Origin of the sequence: Streptomyces sp. NPDC088794 (assembly GCF_044750545.1) — a bacterium.
In the GTDB taxonomy this organism is placed as follows: domain Bacteria; phylum Actinomycetota; class Actinomycetes; order Streptomycetales; family Streptomycetaceae; genus Streptomyces.
Genome location: NZ_JBIVKB010000014.1, coordinates 120,678 through 140,047, shown reverse-complemented (window position 1 = coordinate 140,047; position 19,370 = coordinate 120,678). Strand labels below are relative to the sequence as shown.

Genomic DNA, 19,370 nt, shown 5'->3' with positions numbered 1-19,370 from the left:
GGACGCCAGGTAAACTCCGTCCACGTGACTTCCGCTGCCGTCAAGCCCCGTATCCCGAACGTCCTCGCCGGACGCTACGCCTCCGCCGAGCTCGCCACGCTCTGGTCGCCCGAGCAGAAGGTGAAGCTGGAGCGGCAGCTCTGGCTCGCCGTGCTGCGGGCGCAGAAGGACCTCGGGATCGAGGTGCCGGACGACGCGATCGCCGACTACGAGCGGGTCCTGGACACCGTCGACCTGGCCTCCATCGCGGAGCGCGAAAAGGTCACGCGGCACGACGTGAAGGCGCGGATCGAGGAGTTCAACGACCTCGCCGGGCACGAGCAGGTGCACAAGGGCATGACCTCGCGCGACCTCACCGAGAACGTGGAGCAGCTCCAGATCCGGCTCTCGCTGGAGCTGGTGCGCAACCGCACGGTGGCGGTGCTGGCGCGGCTGGGCAAGCTGGCGGGCGAGTACGGCGAGCTGGTCATGGCCGGCCGCTCGCACAACGTGGCCGCGCAGGCGACGACCCTGGGCAAGCGGTTCGCCACGGCGGCCGACGAGCTGCTCGTGGCGTACGCGCGCGTGGAGGAGCTGCTCGGGCGCTACCCGCTGCGCGGTATCAAGGGCCCGGTCGGCACCGCCCAGGACATGCTGGACCTGCTGGGCGGGGACGCGGCGAAGCTGGCCGAGCTGGAGGACCGGATCGCCGGGCACCTGGGCTTCTCGCAGGCGTTCACCTCGGTCGGCCAGGTGTACCCGCGCTCGCTGGACTACGAGGTGGTGACCTCGCTGGTGCAGCTCGCGGCGGCGCCCTCGTCGCTCGCGAAGACGATCCGGCTGATGGCCGGGCACGAGCTGGTGACCGAGGGCTTCAAGCCCGGCCAGGTCGGCTCCTCCGCGATGCCGCACAAGATGAACACGCGGTCCTGCGAGCGCGTCAACGGCCTCATGGTGATCCTGCGCGGCTACGCCTCGATGACCGGCGAGCTGGCGGGCGACCAGTGGAACGAGGGCGACGTGTCCTGCTCGGTGGTGCGCCGGGTGGCCCTGCCCGACGCGTTCTTCGCGCTGGACGGCCTCCTGGAGACGTTCCTGACCGTTCTCGACGAGTTCGGCGCCTTCCCGGCCGTCGTGGCCCGCGAGCTGGACCGCTACCTGCCGTTCCTCGCCACCACCAAGGTGCTGATGGCGTCCGTGCGGGCCGGTGTCGGCCGCGAGGTCGCGCACGAGGCCATCAAGGAGAACGCTGTCGCCTCGGCGCTGGCCATGCGCGAGCAGGGCGCCGAGCGCAACGAGTTGCTCGACAAGCTGGCCGCCGACGAGCGGATCCCGCTCGACCGCGCCCAGTTGGACGCCCTGATGGCCGACAAGCTGTCCTTCACCGGTGCCGCCGCCGCCCAGGTCGCGACCGTCGTGAGCCGGGTCGAGGAGCTCGTGAAGCAGCACCCGGAGGCCGCGGGCTACACGCCGGGGGCGATCCTCTGACCCGCTTCACCCAGCAGGAGCTGGAGGCCGCCCGCGACCGCCTCGTCCCCGACGTGGCGGCGGACGGCCTCCGCGTCCTGTTCTGCGGCATCAACCCCGGCCTCATGACGGCCGCGACGGGCCACCACTTCGCCCGTCCCGGCAACCGCTTCTGGCCGGTCCTCCACCTGTCCGGCTTCACCCCGAGGCTCATGAAGCCCGCCGAGCAGGGGGAGTTGCTGTCGTACGGGCTCGGCATCACGAATGTCGTGGCGCGCGCGTCGGCCCGGGCGGACGAGCTGAGCGCGGAGGAGTACCGCGAGGGCGGACGCCTGTTGGCGGAGCGGATCGCCCTGCTGCGCCCCCGCTGGCTGGCCGTCCTGGGCGTCACCGCGTACCGCGCCGCCTTCGACGACCGCAAGGCCCAAGTGGGGCCGCAGGAGCGGACGTTCGGGGAGACGCGGGTGTGGGTGCTGCCGAATCCGAGCGGGCTGAACGCGCATTGGACTGCGGCGACCATGGCGGAGGAGTTCGGGCGGTTGCGGGCGGCGGCCGAGGGCTCCTAGCGGTTCCCGGCAGGCCGACGCAGGGTGTCAGGCGTCCCGGCGTCGCACGCTCCACGCCCCCGCGCACAAGGCGGCGGCCGTCCACAGTGCCGTCACCGCGAGTCCCGTCCAGGGGCCGAGAGCGCCGTCCCAGTTCTCGTGGAACACCACCTGCCCCGCCTTGTCCGGCAGGACGTCCGCAGCCGAACCGGACACGTCTCCGACGACGAACGACACGATGAGCAGGAACGGGATGAGGATGCCGAGCGTGGCGGTGCCGCTGCGCAGTACTGCCGAGAGTCCGGCCGCGAGCAGCGCCATCAGCGTCAGGTAGACGGCGCAGCCGACGACCCCGCGCCCCTGCTCGGCCGCCGTGAGTACGTCCGCCTGCGCACCGAGGGCCGACTTGCCGACGAGCAGGCTGGCGGCTCCGGCGGCCAGCCCGACGACGAGTACCGGCGTGGCGATCGCCACCGCCTTGGCCGCGAACCACGTCCCGCGCAGCGGCACCGCGGCGAGTGTGCCGCGCAGGGCCGCGCCCCGGAACTCCGTCGACATGGCGGTCGCCCCGAACGCGATGGCGGCGATCTGCCCGAAGACGACGCCGAGGAAGACCGAGTACAGCGGGTCGAAGTCGGAACTGTCGCTGTCGCTGCCGCCGAGGGCGGTGAACGCGACGGTGGCGAGAAGGACCGCGCCCAAGGCGCACAGGAGCGAGCGCAGCGTACGGATCTTGATCCACTCCGAGTGGAGTACGGCGGCGAACGGCATGGTCAGGCCTCCTGGGGCTGTGCGGTGAACTCTGCTTCGGTGCCGGTGAGATCGAGGTAGGCCTGCTCCAACGTGCCTTCCAGTGTGGTCAGTTCGAGGATCGGCAGCCTCGCGGTGGACACCAGGCGTCCGATGTCGTCCACGCGTGCGTGCGTCACGGTCCAGTGCCCGTCCTCGTGCTCCACCCCGTCGTGACCGTGCTCGGCGAGAAGCCTTCTGAGCGCCGGGCCCTCCGTCGTGCGGATCCGGATGCGGGGCTGCACGCGCGCGTCGATGAACTCCCGCATCGGGGTGTCGACGAGCAGCCGTCCGCGCCCCAGGACCACGAGATGGTCGGCGTAGGACGCGGTCTCGTTCATGAGGTGGCTGGAGACCAGGACCGTTCGGCCCTCCGCCGCGAGTCGCCGCAGCAGTCCGCGGATCCAGACGATGCCTTCGGGGTCGAGGCCGTTGGAGGGCTCGTCCAGCACGACCACCTCGGGGTCGCCGAGCAGGGCGGCCGCGATGCCCAACCGCTGGCGCATGCCCAGGGAGTACGTCTTCACGCGGTGCCGCGCCACCGAGTCGATCCCTGTCTCCGCGAGCACCTCGTCCACCCGGCGCGACGGGATGCGGTTGCTCGCCGCCAGCACCCGCAGATGGTCCCGGCCGGTCCGTGAGCCGTGCGCGCCCTCCGCGTCGAGCAGGGCGCCGATGTGGCGCAGGGGTTCGCGGAGGGTGGCGTAGGGGCGGCCGCCGACGGTGGCCGAGCCGGTGGTGGGACGCGCGAGGCCGAGCAGCAGCCGCAGGGTGGTGGACTTCCCGGCGCCGTTGGGGCCGAGGAAGCCGGTGACGCGGCCGGGGTGGACGCGGAAGGTGAGGTGGTCGACGGCGCGTCGGGTGCCGTACTCCTTGGTGAGTTCGTGGACGTCTATGCTGGTCATGGCACCAGCCTGGCCGGTGGTGCGGTGGCGGGACCTCCCCCGCGCGTGGAGAGCGTCTCCCCCGTGCGGGGGAAGCTCGTTGTCAGTGGCGGCTGGCACGATGACCAAATGGTCCGATTGCTGCGCCCGTTCGGCCGGGCGGTGACATACACACGGTGGCTGCATCTGCTCATCGCCATCGTGTGGCCGTCCATGTGGCTGTTCATCGAGGAGGCCTGGTGGACCTGGGCGGTGGCGGCCGCGGTGCTCGTCCCCGTCGGTCTGGTGCCCGCGATGCGCACCGTGGAGGGGCTCCAGGCAAGGCTGTTGCTGACCGGTCACGGGCACGACGGCGCGGGCACCGACATCGTGGTGGCGCCGTCGGCCACCTGGAGCGACCGCGGGCGGCTGGTCGTATGGCTACAGGCGCGGTTGTGGCTCGGCATCGTGACCGCGCTGCTCACCGTTCAACTGCTGGTCGCCGCCGTGGATCTGGCGTCGTCGGCGTTCGGGCGGGACGTCGAGGACGGCGTGCTGCTGGTCCTCGACGGTCATCCCTGGTGGCACGTCCTGCTCGCGCCCGTGGCCCTGGCCGCGCTCGCCGGCACGGTGGTCGGTTCGGGCGGCCTCGTCGCCTTTCTCGCCCGCCGTCTGCTCGGCCCCTCCCCCGCGGAGCGGCTCGCCGCCATGGAGGAGCGCACGGAGCAGCTCCTGGAGCGCACCCGCATCGCCCGCGAACTGCACGACTCCATCGGCCACGCCCTGACCGTGGCCGTGGTGCAGGCAGGCGCCGCACGCGCGGCCGGCGACCCGGTCTTCACCGACCGCGCCCTGGGCGTTATCGAGGAGACCGGCCGGGCGGCCCTGGAGGATCTGGAACGTGTCCTCGGCATCCTGCGCGAGTCCGAGCGGCCGGTCTCCAGCCGTCCGACGCTGACGGACGCGGACCGGCTGCTGGAGTCCGCCCGTGCCTCCGGCGCGAAGGTCGACGCGGAGCTGACGGGGCCGCTGGACACCGTGCCGGGCCCGGTCTCCCGCGAGGGCTACCGGATCCTCCAGGAATCACTGACCAACGTGCTGCGGCACGCGGGCGCGGTCCCCGTCCTGATCCGGATCGAGGTGGCGTACGACGCTCTCGACCTGGAGGTGCGCAATCCGCTGACGGCCGACATACCCGGGCCCGGCCGGGGCAGCGGGCTGCGCGGGATACGCGAGCGCGCGGCCCTGCTGGGCGGCGACGCGCGCACCGGGCCCGACCAGGGGGACTGGCAGGTGCAGGTCAGGCTTCCGTTGCGGTGATCTAGGCTTGCCGGATGCCGGTCACCGTTCTCCTCGTAGACGACGAACCGCTCGTACGTGCGGGGCTGCGGGCCGTGCTGGAGGCTCAGCCCGACATCGAGGTGGTCGGGGAGGCGGCCGACGGGGCGGCGGTGATCCCGCTGGTGCGGCAGCTGCGGCCCGACGTGGTCGCGATGGACGTACGGATGCCGCTGCTCGACGGGATCGAGGCCACGCGCGCGGTGCTGCGGACGGTCACCGATCCCCCGAAGATCCTCGTGGTGACGACGTTCGAGAACGACGAGTACGTGTACGAGGCGCTGCGGGCCGGGGCCGACGGGTTTCTGCTCAAGCGGGCGCGGCCGGCCGAGATCGTGCATGCCGTGCGGCTGGTCGCCGAGGGCGAGTCGCTGCTGTTCCCGGCGTCGGTACGGCGGTTGGCCGCCGAGTACGGGGACGACGGCGGCGGCAACCGGGCGGCCCGGGACGTGCTGGAGCGGGCCCGGCTGACGGAGCGTGAGGCGGAGGTGCTGCGGCTGATGGCGCGGGGACTGACGAACGCGGAGATCGCCGCGCGGCTGGTCGTCGGCACGGAGACGGTGAAGTCGCATGTGAGCGCCGTACTGGCGAAGCTGGGGGCGCGGGACCGTACGCAGGCGGTGATCACGGCGTACGAATCGGGGTTCGTGGCGCCGGGCTGATCCACAGGGGACGAACAGGACGGGAACGGATTGTTCGACGGGTCGGTCGGGCCCGGCACTCGCCGGGGTGCGCCGCGCCGAGTACGATCCGCCCCAACACGCGCACGAGCTGGAAGGACGGACGTTGGGGCAGCTGACCGGCGGGGATCCCTCGCTGCTGCGAAGGATCAATTCCGCGGTGGTGCTGCACGCGCTGCGTGCCACGGACTGCGCGACGCTGACCGAGATCACGCGGGTGACCGGGCTGTCCAGGCCGACGGTCGAGGGTGTGGTCGAAGGGCTCATCGAGGCCGGTCTCGTGGTCGAGAAGGCGGCCGACGAGAGCGCCACACGGCGGCAGGGGCGGCCCGCGCGGCGGTTCAGGTTCCGGGCCGAGGCGGGGCACCTGCTGGGCCTGGAGATCGGCCCCCACCGCGTCGCGGCGCTCCTGTCCGACCTGGACGGGCGGGTGCTCGGGGCGCAGGCCAAGGACGTCGACGAGACGGCGGCGGCCGACGAGCGTCTGGACCGGCTGCGTACCGTGGTCGCCGAGCTGCTGCGCCGGGCCGGTGTCCCACGCAACTCCCTGCGCGCGGTGGGTGTGGCCACGCCCGGGATCGTCGAGGCGGACGGCACCGTACGGCTGGGGACCGCGCTGCCCGAGTGGACGGGGCTGCGCCTGGGTGAGCGGCTGAGCCGCTCCTTCAAGTGTCCGGTCCTGGTCGAGAACGACGCCAACGCGGCGGCCGTCGCCGAGCATTGGAAGGGCACCGCCACCGAGTCCGACGACATCGTGTTCGTCCTGGCGGGGCTGAGCCCGGGCGCCGGTTCGCTGATCGGCGGCAAGCTGCACCGCGGGTACGGCGGGGCGGCCGGGGAGATCGGCGCGCTCCATCTGCTGGGCAGCGAGGTGACCCCGGAGACGCTCCTGTCCACGACGGACGAGCCGCTGCACCCTCTCGACGAACAGGCCGTCGCCAAGGTCTTCGCGAAGGCCCGCGAGGGCGACGAGCGCGCGATCGCCGCCGTCGACCGCTTCATCCAGCGCCTCGTCCACGACGTGGCCGCGCTCGTCCTCGCCCTCGACCCCGAACTCGTCGTGATCGGCGGGTGGGCGGCCGGTCTGGACGGCGTACTGGCGCCCCTGCGCCAGGAGTTGGCCCGCTTCTGCCTGCGCCCGCCGAGAGTGGCCCTGTCCCTCCTCGGTGAGGCCGCGGTGGCAACAGGGGCGCTGCGGCTGGCCCTTGACCATGTGGAAGAGGAACTGTTCGCGGTGGAGGGCACGGTGACGGGGCGGCGCTGACCCAGGGCGATGGCCTGCATGTGAAACGCCCCGCGCCCCGGAGGAGTTCCGGGGCGCGGGGCGTTTGACGCTGTGCGGGGATCAGGACGCCTGGCGCTCCGGGCCCTCGTGGATCTCCACGCCCCCGGAGTCACCGAAAGTCAGGCGGCAGGTGTCCGCCCGGTAGGTGGCGACGGACAGCGCGGCCGTGCGGCCGGCGGCGAGGAAACGGGTGGTGACGACGAGGACGGGCGCCCCCGGGAGCCGGTCCAGTTCCTTGGCGTCGTCCGCGCGCGCGGAGCCGAGCTCCACGGAGCTGTCCTGGCCCTCCAGCTCCAGCCGCTGCAGCTCGCGCAGGACGGCACGCGCGCGTGCGGGTCCTGACGGGGCGTCTATGGCGGAGAGGTCGGGGACCGACGACTCCGGGATGTAGAGCAGCTCCGCGGCGACGGGCTGGCCCTTCGAGACGCGGGAGCGGCGCACGATGTGCACCGGCTCGTCCTGACCGGCCTCCAGGGCGGCGACGACGGCCGCGGGCGGCGCCGTGACCGTGCAGTCGACGGGCTGCCAGACGTCCCCCGCGGCGCCCGGCCAGGTGTGCTGCTCGGAGCCGACGGCCACGCCCACACGCGGGGGCGCGACGGTCGTGCCGACACCGCGACGGCGGTGCAGCCTGCCTTCCAGTTCGAGCTGCTCCAGCGCCTGACGGAGCGTCGCACGGGCGACGCCGAAGCGAGCGGCGAGGTCGCGCTCGTTGGGCAGGATCTCACCCACGGTGAATTCGGAGTCCAGTGCCTCGCTCAACACCGTCCTGAGATGCCAGTACTTCGGTTCCGGTACCGATTCCAGCTGCGTGGTCCCCACCCTGTCCTCCGCGATCGCCGTGGTCCGGCGGCGTTTTAGCGCCCTTGTTTATTAAAGGTTGTTGCACTTATCTGCGACCATAGGGCGGCCCAAACCCTTGGTCAAGACCAATCCTCGATCCCGTACGCAACCCACAGCGCCTGTGCAGCGCAGCGTTCATGGGGCGTTCGCGCCGGAACGCATTCGTGACACCACGGCAAAGCCCCCGTAGCGGAACGGGGGCTTCGCCTCACCCGAAGGGAGCAGCGGGGCGGCGATCGGACGCCACGGGCTACTCGACGGCCAGGGACGCCAGCTTGTCGGGGTTGCGCATGATGTAGACGGACTGGATACGACCCTCGTAGATGTCCAGCTGGAAGACGCTGTCGGGCTTGCCGGCCGACAGGGCCACGATCGCGGGGCCGCCGTTGAGCTCCATGAAGCGGAAGGACGGGTCCGGTACGCCCTTGCGCGCCGCCCCGAGGAGGAAGCGGCCGACCTTGTCGGCGCTGTCCAGGACCCGCAGCGGCGCCCGGGACTTGCCGCCGCTGTCGGCCACCAGGCGCACGTCCGGCGCAAGCAGCTCCAGGAGCCCCTCCAGGTCGCCCTCGGCCGCGGCGGCGAGGAAGCGCTCGGTGAGGTCGCGGCGCCGGTCCGGATCGACCTCGTAGCGCGGCCGCCGCTCGTCCACGTGCTTGCGGGCCCGTCCGGCGAGCTGACGTACCGCCGGCTCGCCCCGGTCGAGCATCGCGGCGATGTCCGCGTACGGGTATCCGAAGGCCTCCCGCAGGACGAACACCGCGCGCTCCAGGGGCGAGAGCGACTCCAGGACGACGAGGACGGCCAGTGAGACGGAGTCGGCGAGCACGGCCCGCTCTGCGGTGTCCGGGACGGTGTCGCCGAATTCGGTGACGTACGGCTCGGGCAGCCAGGGGCCGACGTACGCCTCGTTGCGGGCCTTGACCTGGCGCAGTCGGTCGATGGCGAGGCGGGTGGTGACGCGCACGAGATAGGCGCGCGGTTCGCGCACCTGGGCGTGGTCCGCGCCGGACCAGCGCAGCCAGGCCTCCTGGACGATGTCCTCGGCGTCGGCCACCCGCCCGAGCATGCGGTAGGCGACCCCCAGCAGGACGGGGCGGTGCTCTTCGAAGACGTCGGTCTCGGTGTCGGTCGTCACGCCTCCATCCCACGCGACCCGTACGTCCCTGTCCAGGAGGAACCCGCGGTTCCAGGAGCAGAATGGCGGGCGGGCCGCCGGTGGTCGGCGGCAGCGACGCGCGGAGGTGGCCATGCGGTACGCGATCCTGGGCACGGGCGATGTGGGCCGCACGCTCGGCGGCAAGCTGGCGGAGCTGGGCCACGAGGTGACGCTGGGCTCCCGTACGAAGGACAACCCCACCGCCCTGGAGTGGGCTCGAAGCGCCGGTGCGGGCGCTCGCGCGGGTACGTTCGCGGAGGCCGCCTCGTCCGCCGAGGTGGTCGTGAACGCCGTCGGCGGCCGGGTGGCGCTCGCCGCCCTCGAGGCGGCCGGGGCGGCGCATCTCGACGGGAAGGTCCTGGTCGACGTCGCGAACCCCATGGCGTTCGAGGACGGCGAGCTGCGACTGTCGCCGGTCGAGTCGGACAGCCTGGGCGAGCAGATCCAGCGGGCGTTCCCCCACGCGCGCGTGGTGAAGACGCTCAACACCGTCAACTCCCAGGTGATGGTGGAACCCGCACTGGTCCCCGGTGAGCACCAGGTCTTCGTGAGCGGGGACGACGCGGACGCCAAGGCGCAGGTGACGCGCATGCTCGGGGAGTTCGGCTGGCCCCCGCACCGGGTGCTCGACCTGGGCGGCATCCGCTCGGCACGCAGCGTGGAGATGCTGCTGCCGCTCTGGCTCGACCTCTTCCGGAACCTGGGGCACGCGGAGTTCAACCTGGAGGTGCGCAGGGGGCACTGAGCGGAGGGGGCGCAGGGGCATCGGTCCTTACGGGCGGGAGGAGGCCGGCGTCGGGGGCTACCCGTCGGTAGCAATTGCTGACAAGCTGTCTACCCAGCGTCCGTCTTCGCGTCCCGGTCGAGGAGCACCCCCATGTCCACCACCGTCTCCTTCGAGGTCCCCTCTCCGAACGGCCCTCGGTCCGTGACCGTGTCCTACGCGCGCGTGGGCCGCGGCGAGCCGCTGCTCCTGCTGCACGGCATCGGCCATCACCTCCAGGTCTGGGACCCGGTCGTGGACATCCTGGCGACCGAGCGCGACGTGATCGCGGTGGACCTGCCCGGGTTCGGCGCGTCCCCGGCGCTGCCGGACGGCCTCGCCTACGACCTGCCCACGACGACGGCCGTCTTCGGCGCGTTCTGCGAGGCGTTGGGGCTCGACCGGCCGCATGTGGCGGGCAACTCGCTCGGCGGGCTGCTCGCCCTGGAACTCGGCCGGGAGAAGCTCGCGCGCTCGGTGACCGCCCTGTCCCCGGCCGGCTTCTGGTCGGAGGCCGAACGGCGTTACGCCTTCGGCGTCCTGATCGCGATGCGCCGGATCTCCCGGCAGCTGCCGCTGCCCCTGGTCGAGCGGCTGTCCCGGTCGGCGGCCGGCCGCACCATGCTGACCAGCACCATCTACGCCCGGCCCGGCCGCCGTTCACCCGAGGCCGTGGTCGCCGAGACGCTCGCCCTGGCGCAGGCCACCGGGTTCGACGCGACCCTCCGGGCGGGCGGCTCCGTCCGGTTCGCCGACGACATCCCCGGGATTCCGGTCACCGTGGCCTGGGGCACCAGGGACATGCTGCTCGTGCGCCGCCAGGGCGTGCGGGCCAAGCGGATCATCCCGAAGGCCCGCCTGGTGCGGCTGCCCGGCTGCGGGCACTGCCCGATGAACGACGACCCGGCGCTGGTCTCCCGCGTCATCCTCGACGGCAGCCGCGGACCGACGCCGGCCCGCGACGGGCACGCCGAGCCCCAACGCGCCTGATCCGAGGGCGACTCCGGCACCTACCAGGGCGCTTCCAACGGCCTGGGCGGGCCCGTAGGAGCCCGTTCCGACGAGCGGGGCGGTGCAGGCCGCGGCGACCGGGATGAGGCCGGAGAAGAGCGTGGCGCGCTCGGCGCCGAGCCGTTGCATGCCCATGTACCAGCACACGAAGCCGACCACCGTGACGATCGCCGCCTGCCACAGCAGCGCGGCGGCCTCGGTGGCGTCGGGGCGCCGCAGCCATCCCGTCCCGTCGAACAGCAGGCCGGCCGCCGCGGACTCGACCGCGGCGACGCCGCACACCGTGGCCGACAGCAGCCGGGGCCCCAGCGGCCGCAGGACGGGCACGGCGAGGACGGCGAAGCCCACCTCGCCGGCCAACGCGCAGGCGGAGAAGGCCAGTCCCGTCCCGTCGGTGCGCCCCCACCCCTGGACGACGCAGGCACCGACCGCGACGAGCAGCGCCCCGTACAGCACGACGCGTCGGGGCCGACGACCCTCCAGGAGCGGGACGACGACCGCCACGACCACGGGCGCGCAGCCGACGAAAACGCCCGGTACCGCCGGTTCCGCGGTGCGTTCGGCGGCGATGACCGCGAGGTTGAAGCCGACCATGCCCACGGCGGCCAGCAGCGCGAGGCGGGCCCACTGGCGGAGCGTGAGCGCCCGCAGCCGGGCCGTGGCCCCCGCGCCGGCCAGCGGGACGAGCAGCACGCAGGCCAGGCCGTAGCGCAGGAACTGGCCGCCCGCGTACGGGTACTCACCCAGGACGCTGTTGGCGGTGAAGGACCCTCCGACGAGGACACAGGCGAGTGCGGCGAGCAGGGATCCCCGCGCGGTGGTGGCGTTCATGGCAGCGACGCTAGGGAGTGGGGCGGTCCGGTTTAAGGTCCACTTCCATGACGTCATCGGAGACCAATTCGGGGGTGGGCGAGGGTCCGGGTGGAGACGCGCATGGGGGTCCGGGTGGAAGTTCGGGTGAGGGTTCAGCCCCGGCACCGTCCACGGACCGGCTCGCCTCGTCGCCCCCGTCGCCTGCCTCTCCCGCCTGGGAGTTGCTGCTTCCCGCCGCCTCGGCGCCGGCACGCGCGCGTGGACGTTCGTTGCAGGCGGCGCTGCGCGAGGCGGTGCGCTCGGGGCGGCTCGCGACGGGCACCCGCCTGCCGTCGAGCCGTGATCTCGCCGCCGACCTCGGGGTCTCGCGAGGACTGATCACCGAGGCGTACGAGCAGTTGACGGCGGAGGGTTATCTGCGCAGCGGACGGGGTGCCGGGACGTGGGTGGGCGGTGCCGTGCGGTCCGCTCCCCCACGCGCGCGTGACCTGGCCCCGCGCTCTCCGGGCGCGCGGGCGGACTTCGTGCCCGGGACGCCGGACCTGTCGCTGTTCCCGCGCACCGCCTGGGCCGCAGCGCAGCGCGGTGTGCTGGCCGAGCTGCCCCACCAGGATCTCGGCTATCCGGACCCGCGCGGGCTGCCCCGGCTGCGGACGGCACTTGCGGAACTGCTCGCGCGGCGCCGGGGCGTGGTCGCGGACCCGGAACGGATCCTGGTCGTCTCCGGGGTGGCCCAGGCGACGACGCTGCTCGGTTTCGCCCTCCACGCGCGCGGGTTGCGCACGGTCGGCGTCGAGGATCCCGGCAGCCCTCAGCACGACTCCCTCTACGCCTCGGCCGGCGTCGCCACCGTGTCCGTACCCCTGGACGACGAAGGTCTCCGCATGGACGTGCTGCGCGGGACGGGCGTACGGGCCGTGGTCACGACACCGTCGCACCAGTTCCCCACCGGGATCGCGTACTCGGCGCGGCGCCGTGCCGAACTGCTCGACTGGGCGCGGTCGGTGGACGGTTTCGTGATGGAGGACGACTACGACGGCGACTTCCGCTACGACCGTGCCCCCGTCGGCGCCCTTCAAGGACTCGACCCTGAACGCGTCGCCTATGCGGGTTCGGTCAGCAAATCGCTCGCTCCAGGGCTGCGACTGGGCTGGCTGCTCGTCCCGGAGGCGCTGGCCGACGAGGTCGTGGAGCGCAAGCGGACCATGGACCTCGGGCATCCCACCCTCGACCAGGCGCTGTTCGCCCGGTTCGTGGAACGCGGCGACTACGACCGTCAGCTGCGCCGCTGTCAGCGCGCGTACCGCGAGCGGCGCGACGCGCTCGTCGCCGCCCTGGAGGAGCACTTCCCGGGCGCGAGGGTGGCCGGTATCGCGGCCGGCCTGCACGTCATCGTCGAGCTGCCGAAGCGGTACGGACCCCGGGAGGACTTCCACGCGCGCGTGACGGCTGCCGGTGCGGAAGTGCGCCTGCTGACCGACTACACGCACGCGTGTGCCGAACACGACGACGAGGGCGGGGCCGATGGGGGTGGCGGTGGCGGTGGCGGTGGCGGTGGCGGTGACGTACGGCTGGTCCTGGGGTACGCCCATCTGTCACCCGCCCGGATCCGTGACGGCGTGCGGCTGATGTCCCGGGCCGTCGCCGTGTGACACCGCCCACCCTGTCCGCGCGGGCAGTTGTTCACTTGCGGTTTCCGTGTGCGCTGCGGGGTCCCAGTAGTTGTGGCATCGCAACACGGCATCGAACCACGGCATCGAACCACTGGCCGGAACCCGTCCCTGGAGGCGTCCGCATGTCACACCGTCCGTTCCCCGGCCGCCGCAGCGTGCTGCGCGGCTCGCTGGCCGCGTCCGCGGCCCTCACCCTGCCCACCGCCCTCGCCGCCGCGCCGGCCTTCGCCCTGTCCGGGCGTCCCCGGGCGGACTGGGGTGTGCAGACGGGAGACGTGACCCATGACTCCGGTCTGGTGTGGGTGCGCTCCGACCGCCCGGCCCGGATGGTCGTCGAGACGTCCGCGACGGAGTCGTTCCGCAACGCGCGCCGGTGGCACGGCCCGCTGCTGGGCCCGGGCTCGGACTTCACCGGCACGACCCGGCTGCGCGGACTGCCCTCGGGCGAGCAGATCCACTACCGCGTACTGCTCGCCGACCCGCACGACCCGCGCCGCACCGGCGAGCCGGTGACCGGCACCTTCCGCACGGCCTCCGAGAAACGCAGCAAGGGCGTCAAGTTCGTGTGGTCCGGCGACCTGGCGGGACAGGGCTGGGGCATCAACGAGTCCATCGGCGGCTACCGGATCTTCGACGCCATGGCGAGGACGGACCCGGACTTCTTCCTGTGCAGCGGCGACAACATCTACGCCGACGGGCCGATCGCCGCCAGTGCCACGCTGCCCGACGGCAGCGTCTACCGGAACGTCACCACCGAGGAGAAGGCGCACGTCGCCACCACGCTGGCCGACTACCGGGGCAACTTCCGCTACAACCTGCTGGACAAGGCGCTGCGCCGGTTCAACGCCCAGGTGCCCAGCATCATCCAGTGGGACGACCACGAGGTCCGCAACAACTGGTACCCGGGCGAGGTCATCGGCAGCGGCACGCCCTACCCGGCCGGCACGAAGCTGGACGATCTCGCGGTACGCGCGCGGCGGGCCTTCTCCGAGTACTTCCCGATCTCCTCGATCAGCGGCCGTCCGGACGGCCGGATCTACCGGGTCGTCAACCACGGTCCGCTGCTTGACGTGTTCGTGCTCGACATGCGCACCTACCGCAACGCCAACTCCGCCGACGACCAGACCACGGACCCGGTGGGCATCCTCGGCCGTGAGCAGCTGGAGTGGCTCAAGCGCGAGCTGTCGAAGTCGCGTGCGGTGTGGAAGGTGATCGCCAACGACATGCCGCTGGGCCTGGTCGTGCCCGACGCGACCGAGGGCAGGGCGAACATCGAGGCCGTCGCGCAGGGCGACCCGGGCGTGCCGCTGGGCCGCGAGCTGCAGTTCGCCGAGCTGCTGCGGTTCATCAAGCACCGCCGGATCACCGGCACAGTGTGGCTGACGGCCGACGTGCACCACACCTCGGCCCAGCACTACGACCCGTCGCGGGCCGCGTTCAAGGACTTCGAGCCGTTCTGGGAGTTCGTCTCGGGTCCGCTCAACGCCGGTGCCTTCCCGGCCAGCGCGCTGGACGGCACGTTCGGTCCCGACCGGGTCTTCGTGAAGGCGCCGACGACCGCGAACGTCTCGCCGGCCGAGGGCTACCAGTTCTTCGGCGAGGTCGACATCGACGGGGACAGTGGAGAGCTGACGGTGCGTCTGCGGGAGTACGACGGCACGGTGTTGTTCACGCAGACGCTTCAGCCGGGCCGGGTCGGGCAGTGACTTCCGCGCCTTCGGCTCCCGTACTCTTGTCCGTGTGCCGCGCACCGGCGTCATCCCCCGGTGCGCGGTCTGCGCCCGCGTGTGCGAACTCCCCCTCCGTCAGACCGTTTCCGCAGGTCAGGGCCGATTGTCAGTGGTCGCCTCTACGGTTTTTCCATGACGCGATCTGTGCAGGCCGTGGCCTACCGCCGACCCTCCGCGCTGGAGTCCGCGGCGGGTGAGCAGCGCCTGGGACTCGAGACCTCGCGGGGTGCGACACCCACCGGTGTCGAGGACCACCCCCGTTTCTTCACCGGCTTCTTGACGTCCCCTCAGGTGGCCGCGGCCGGTCTCCTCGCGGTGGCGGACGTGGCCGCCGCACGGTACTACCAGCGGCTGCTACGCGCCTCGCTCGACCCGGTGGTGACGGGCAACGGGGACCGGCTGCGCTTCGAGTCCTTCTCGGGCTGCGGCGGGGTGTACGCCCGCCTGGACGTCCTGGCCCCGGGCCTGGACGGCGGCGAGGTGGGGCACGGCACGACGAACGTCGACGTCAACAACCCGCTGCGCGAGGCCCTTTCCCGGATCGGCTCGGACGACCCGCTGCATCTGCGGGTCGGCCCCGAGGAGTTGGCCGTGACCACAATGGACGGCCCGGTGGTGGAGAAGAAGGTGCCGCTGCCGGACCGGTGGCTGCGCGGGTTCGCGGAGGCCCAGGTGATCGCGGCCGGCTTCGATCTACGGGCCGAGCTGCCCGCCGCCGAGGCCGTACGGTTCCTGCGCGCACTGCCGCGCGGCGGTGGACGCGGCTCGGCGGCCGGGCCGCGCTGGGTGGTGCCCGCCGGCCGTGCGCTGCGGCCGACCACGCGCGCGGTGCCCGGCGCGGTGTGCCTGCCGGGGCCGGAGCGGCTGATCGCACTCCAGCGGATCCTGCGGCACGCGACGGCACTGCGGGTCACGGCCCCACGGTGACCGGCGCCGATGCCACGGCCGGCGCCTGGGAGGTCGTACTGCCGGGCATGCGGCTCACGCTGACCCTGTCGCCGGACGCCTCGCGCGGTTTCTCCGGCGAGGGCGGTGTGCTGGACGCCCTGGCCACCGACGAGGCCGCCGAGGACGCCGAGTTGATCTCGGTGCTCCTCGCCTGGGAGCCCCGCGTGGACATCGCCGACCTCGCCAGCGCCTCGGGCCTCACGGCCGAGCGGGTCCGGGCGGCGCTGGTCCGGCTCGGCACCTCGGGCCGGGTCGGCTACGACACCGCCGAGGCGGCCTACTTCCACCGTGAACTGCCCTACGACGCCGAGCGGGTGGAGAAGCACAACCCGAGACTGCGCGCGGCCCGGGGGCTGGTGGCCGCGGGCGCGGTCCGGCTCGACGACGCCCTGGCGACGGTGACGGCGGAGGACGGCCACACGCATCGGGTGCGGGACGAGGCGGGGGTGCTCAGCTGCAGTTGTCTGTGGTGGGCGAAGTACCGGGGTGGACGGGGGCCGTGCAAGCACGCGTTGGCGGTGCGGATGGTGCGGCGGGGTGCCACCGCGGCGGAGCGGGCCGGGCTGGAACGGGTTCCGGTGGAGCGGGTCTCGGTGGAGCAGGTCTCGGTGGAGCGGGTCGGGGTTCGGGGCGACGGGGGTGCGCGATGAGTGAGCTGATGGAAGCGGTACGGGCCGGGCGGACGGCCGAGGTGGTGGGTCTGCTGGACGAGCTGACCGATGCCGAACGACGGGCGTTGTTCCCGGAGTTGAAGGCACTGCGCAAGGAACTCAGAGCGGACCCCTGGGCGGCGGGGTCCCGCCGCGCCTACCCGCCGCTGTACGCGGCCGGGGTGGCGTGCCAGACGGGCGCCGCGGCCGTCGCGACCTGGATCGCCGCTGCCGACATGCGCTGGTCGCGGACGTCCCCCGCCCTGCTGCTGCGCCTCCTGGGCGACCGCACGCCGGAGTGGCTCGCCGACCTGACGGGGCGGCTCGCCGAACGCCCGGTCGCGTCCGATGTGCCGTACGAACTGATGGCGGGCCTGGTGCGGCTGTCCGGCTGCCCGGTGCCGACCACCGAGTCCTACGTCACCGGCTGGGTGCAGCACATCAACAGCCTCTGGCAGCACGGGGACAGCGTGCTGGACCGGCTGCGCAAGGACGCGCATCTCACCGACCTGGTGGCCGCGCTCTTCGAGACGGCCGATATCGGGAGCAGTCTGGAGTGGACCCCGCGCGAGGGGCCGAACAGCTGGACCGGCGCCCTCGCCCGGCTCACCGTCGACGGGGCCCTGGACCGACGGGCGACGGTCGACGCCTGTGTGGCCCGGCTGCTGCGGGGCGGCTCGGCCGCCGACCACCGGGTGTTCCTGCGTCTGTTGACGTCCCTGGCGCTCACCCGCGAGGAGCAACTGGAGCGGACCGCCGACTGGTCGGCGCTGGCCGCCGACGCGGTCTCCCCGGTGGCGTCGCACGCGCAGTCGGTGCTGGGCTCGCTGGCGCTGGACGGTGAGCTGCCGCCGCGCAGACTGGCGGAGATGTCGGACGCGGTGCTGTTCCGCACCGAGAAGAAGCTCGTACGCGCGCAGTTGGTGCTCCTCGGCAAGGCGCTGAGCCGCGACGCGACGACGGCCGAGGTACTGCTGCCCGCCGTGGCGCAGGCTTTCGGCCATGAGGACTCCGAGGTGCAGGAGCGGGCGCTGAAGCTGGTGGAGCGCCATGCCGGGAAGGTCGAGAACACCGGGGCGCACGCCGAACTGGTAGTCGCCGCCGAGCAGTTGATCCCGGGTCTGCGGGTGCGCGCGGCCAAGGTCCTGGGCACCGCCCTCGGGCCGGTGCGGCCGGTCCCGTACGAGGAGGTCCTCCCGCCCGCACCGGAGCCGACGCGCCTCGCGCCCGCGCCGGCCTCCCCGGTCGAGGTCGCCGAGGAGGTGGGCGCGGCCCTGGCGGGTGAGCCCGGGGTGGCCGCGTTCGAGCGGGCGCTGGACGGGCTGGTGCGCCATGCCCACCAGGATCGGGACGCCTTGCTGGAGGCGCTGGAGCCGGTACTCGCGCGCCGCTGGTGGCACGGTGCCGGCCCCGAGGACGAGGCGACGGCATGGGCCCGCTTCAGCAGGGACAACTTCTACGTGGGGGCCGCGTCCACCGGCCTGGATCTGTTCCTCGCGGCCCTGCGCGGCAGGACGGACACACCGACGCCGGACCGGAAGATCACGCGGCTGCTCCACTCGCTCGTCACTCAGCCGACCACCGGCCGGCAGTGCCGGCACAGCAACCTGGCGGACGCGTTCCAGAGCCGTCTGTGGGAGATCGCCTACCGGCTCCGAACGGATCCGCCGCCCTTCCTCGTGTCGACCCCGACATGGAGCACGGGCCTGCTGGAGCCGGCCGAACTCGTGGACCGTCTCGCCGAGTACGGGCGGCTGGGCGCACGCGTGGGGGCCAACGACTTCGCGCACGCACTGCTGCGGGTGCGGCGTGCGGACCGTGCCGCCGCTGCGACGACCGCGGCACGGGCGGCGGCGCTGGGCACACGGGAGGGCAGGAGGCTCGCCGCGTGGCTCACCGCCGAGGGTCCGGACCTGCCGACGTCACAGCGCCGGACCTCCGGCACCCGTGTCCTGGTCGAACTGGGTGAACTCCCGGAGCTGCGGGCGGACTTCCTCGCCGACTGCCGCCCGCTCGGCCGGCCGACATCCGCCTCTGCCGGGCACCGGTGGTACTGCCACCACTGGAGCGACGACCTGCGCCCGCACTGGCTCGCGCTGCTCCCCGAGCGGCGCGAACTGGTGGCGGCGCGGCTGCTGGCGGACGTCTCCACCGTGGCCGTGGACGACACCCGAGGCGCCGCCGCCGTCCTGCCGCACCTCGCCGAGTCCGGTGGCGAGGCGGGCGAGGCCGTGCATCTGTGCCTGGCGTACGGGCTCGGCGCGCGGCATCCCGAGGACCGGCTGGCGGCGGTGGACGCGCTGTTGACGGTGGCGGCGCTCGGTCAGTTGGACGCGGCCCGACTGGGCGCCGACCTCGGCGAGTTGACAAGGAGCGGGGCGGTCAAGCCGCTGCGGTTGGCGGAGTCGGTGCGTACGGCGGCTGCCACGGGAGCGAACGCGACGATCTGGGAGGTGCTGCGGCACACGTTGCCGGTGTTGCTCGCCGCGCTCGCGACCGACGCGGCGGGGTCGTCCGCGCGCGGGGTCGGGGAGCTGCTGGGAATAGCCGCGGAGTGCGCCGAGCGCACCGGGGCGCAGGGAGAGCTGCCGCACCTGACGCAGACGGCGGACCGGCGGGGCTCCTCGCGTCTGGTGACGCAGGCGCGCCGGCTGCGCAGTGCGCTGGCCGTGGAGGTAGCCGCGTGACGTAGACGAATCCGCGCACCCGGCGCCCCACCAGCCCGCATGCTGTCCACCCCCGCAACCGTTGAAAGATCTACAAAAAGGGCATAACCACGCTTTACCGATCAGTCACAGAGCGTTCGTGATCACGCAACACCCTTCCTTCACAGTGGT

At 72.9% G+C, this 19,370-nt stretch carries 14 protein-coding genes and 2 pseudogenes; 11 read left to right on the top strand and 5 right to left on the bottom strand.

Going from position 1 to position 19,370, the window contains the following annotated elements; all coding sequences use genetic code 11:
• Positions 1-24: 24 nt before the first annotated feature.
• Both purB and mug read left to right on the top strand, forming a co-directional pair.
• Positions 25-1,467, top strand: a complete 1,443-nt coding sequence (purB, locus tag ACIP6U_RS33795) for an adenylosuccinate lyase (protein WP_401725883.1) — start codon at positions 25-27, stop codon at positions 1,465-1,467.
• On the top strand, positions 1,464-2,012 hold the full coding sequence (mug, locus tag ACIP6U_RS33790) for a G/U mismatch-specific DNA glycosylase (protein ID WP_401726184.1): 549 nt from the start codon (positions 1,464-1,466) through the stop codon (positions 2,010-2,012). The genes purB and mug overlap by 4 nt, the downstream gene beginning before the upstream one ends.
• 27 nt (positions 2,013-2,039) lie before the next feature.
• Here the strand turns inward: mug and ACIP6U_RS33785 are convergent, their stop codons facing one another.
• Both ACIP6U_RS33785 and ACIP6U_RS33780 read right to left on the bottom strand, forming a co-directional pair.
• Entirely contained in the window at positions 2,040-2,762 is a 723-nt protein-coding gene (locus ACIP6U_RS33785) for an ABC transporter permease (protein WP_401725881.1), read from the bottom strand.
• Between the two features lie 2 nt (positions 2,763-2,764).
• Positions 2,765-3,685, bottom strand: a complete 921-nt coding sequence (locus tag ACIP6U_RS33780) for an ABC transporter ATP-binding protein (RefSeq protein ID WP_401725879.1) — start codon at positions 3,683-3,685, stop codon at positions 2,765-2,767.
• Between the two features lie 108 nt (positions 3,686-3,793).
• Here ACIP6U_RS33780 and ACIP6U_RS33775 point away from each other — a divergent pair, with 108 nt between their 5' ends.
• The 3 genes from ACIP6U_RS33775 to ACIP6U_RS33765 all read left to right on the top strand — a co-directional run bounded on the left by ACIP6U_RS33775 (position 3,794) and on the right by ACIP6U_RS33765 (position 6,925).
• Positions 3,794-4,963: a sensor histidine kinase gene (locus ACIP6U_RS33775; protein ID WP_401725877.1), complete on the top strand. Its 1,170-nt coding sequence runs from the start codon at positions 3,794-3,796 to the stop codon at positions 4,961-4,963.
• Between the two features lie 14 nt (positions 4,964-4,977).
• A complete protein-coding gene (locus ACIP6U_RS33770) occupies positions 4,978-5,643 on the top strand; it encodes a response regulator (RefSeq protein ID WP_401725875.1) in 666 nt (221 codons plus the stop codon).
• 124 nt (positions 5,644-5,767) lie between these two features.
• Positions 5,768-6,925, top strand: a complete 1,158-nt coding sequence (locus tag ACIP6U_RS33765; RefSeq protein ID WP_401725873.1) for an ROK family transcriptional regulator — start codon at positions 5,768-5,770, stop codon at positions 6,923-6,925.
• Between the two features lie 81 nt (positions 6,926-7,006).
• On the opposite strand, the gene ACIP6U_RS33760 is transcribed toward ACIP6U_RS33765, so the two are convergent.
• Together ACIP6U_RS33760 and ACIP6U_RS33755 are read right to left on the bottom strand one after the other, a co-directional pair.
• Positions 7,007-7,768, bottom strand: coding sequence for a GntR family transcriptional regulator (locus ACIP6U_RS33760; protein ID WP_401725871.1), 762 nt, complete (start codon positions 7,766-7,768; stop codon positions 7,007-7,009).
• A 271-nt stretch (positions 7,769-8,039) separates the two neighbouring features.
• Positions 8,040-8,924: an RNA polymerase sigma-70 factor gene (locus ACIP6U_RS33755; RefSeq protein WP_401725869.1), complete on the bottom strand. Its 885-nt coding sequence runs from the start codon at positions 8,922-8,924 to the stop codon at positions 8,040-8,042.
• Positions 8,925-9,036: 112 nt separating this feature from the next.
• On the opposite strand from ACIP6U_RS33755, the gene ACIP6U_RS33750 reads away from it, so the two are divergent.
• A complete protein-coding gene (locus ACIP6U_RS33750) occupies positions 9,037-9,690 on the top strand; it encodes an NADPH-dependent F420 reductase (RefSeq protein WP_401725867.1) in 654 nt (217 codons plus the stop codon).
• Positions 9,691-9,822: 132 nt separating this feature from the next.
• Positions 9,823-10,698: an alpha/beta fold hydrolase gene (locus ACIP6U_RS33745; RefSeq protein ID WP_401725866.1), complete on the top strand. Its 876-nt coding sequence runs from the start codon at positions 9,823-9,825 to the stop codon at positions 10,696-10,698.
• A gap of 63 nt (positions 10,699-10,761) precedes the next feature.
• Here the strand turns inward: ACIP6U_RS33745 and ACIP6U_RS33740 are convergent.
• A pseudogene (locus ACIP6U_RS33740) lies at positions 10,762-11,550 on the bottom strand (DMT family transporter); the annotation flags it as partial.
• Between the two features lie 47 nt (positions 11,551-11,597).
• Between ACIP6U_RS33740 and ACIP6U_RS33735 the strand changes: the two are divergent.
• From ACIP6U_RS33735 to ACIP6U_RS33720, 4 genes and pseudogenes are all read left to right on the top strand, one after another.
• A complete protein-coding gene (locus ACIP6U_RS33735; protein ID WP_401725864.1) occupies positions 11,598-13,184 on the top strand; it encodes a PLP-dependent aminotransferase family protein in 1,587 nt (528 codons plus the stop codon).
• Positions 13,185-13,327: 143 nt separating this feature from the next.
• Positions 13,328-14,911, top strand: a complete 1,584-nt coding sequence (locus ACIP6U_RS33730) for an alkaline phosphatase D family protein (RefSeq protein ID WP_401725862.1) — start codon at positions 13,328-13,330, stop codon at positions 14,909-14,911.
• Positions 14,912-15,067: 156 nt separating this feature from the next.
• A pseudogene (locus ACIP6U_RS33725) lies at positions 15,068-16,533 on the top strand (SWIM zinc finger family protein).
• Positions 16,530-19,220 (top strand): DUF6493 family protein, encoded by a 2,691-nt coding sequence (locus ACIP6U_RS33720; RefSeq protein ID WP_401725860.1) that lies wholly within the window; start codon positions 16,530-16,532, stop codon positions 19,218-19,220. Before ACIP6U_RS33725 ends, ACIP6U_RS33720 begins: the two are co-directional and overlap by 4 nt.
• The last annotated feature ends 150 nt before the right edge of the window (positions 19,221-19,370 follow it).

Excerpts from the sequence above, each read along its gene's own strand:
- ACIP6U_RS33785 (WP_401725881.1), bottom strand. The coding sequence starts at position 2,762 with ATGCCGTTCGCCGCCGTACTCCACTCGGAGTGGATCAAGATCCGTACG.
- ACIP6U_RS33780 (WP_401725879.1), bottom strand. The coding sequence starts at position 3,685 with ATGACCAGCATAGACGTCCACGAACTCACCAAGGAGTACGGCACCCGA.
- ACIP6U_RS33775 (WP_401725877.1), top strand. The coding sequence starts at position 3,794 with ATGGTCCGATTGCTGCGCCCGTTCGGCCGGGCGGTGACATACACACGG.
- ACIP6U_RS33770 (WP_401725875.1), top strand. The coding sequence starts at position 4,978 with ATGCCGGTCACCGTTCTCCTCGTAGACGACGAACCGCTCGTACGTGCG.
- ACIP6U_RS33750 (WP_401725867.1), top strand. The coding sequence starts at position 9,037 with ATGCGGTACGCGATCCTGGGCACGGGCGATGTGGGCCGCACGCTCGGC.
- ACIP6U_RS33745 (WP_401725866.1), top strand. The coding sequence starts at position 9,823 with ATGTCCACCACCGTCTCCTTCGAGGTCCCCTCTCCGAACGGCCCTCGG.
- ACIP6U_RS33735 (WP_401725864.1), top strand. The coding sequence starts at position 11,598 with ATGACGTCATCGGAGACCAATTCGGGGGTGGGCGAGGGTCCGGGTGGA.
- ACIP6U_RS33730 (WP_401725862.1), top strand. The coding sequence starts at position 13,328 with ATGTCACACCGTCCGTTCCCCGGCCGCCGCAGCGTGCTGCGCGGCTCG.
- ACIP6U_RS33720 (WP_401725860.1), top strand. The coding sequence starts at position 16,530 with ATGAGTGAGCTGATGGAAGCGGTACGGGCCGGGCGGACGGCCGAGGTG.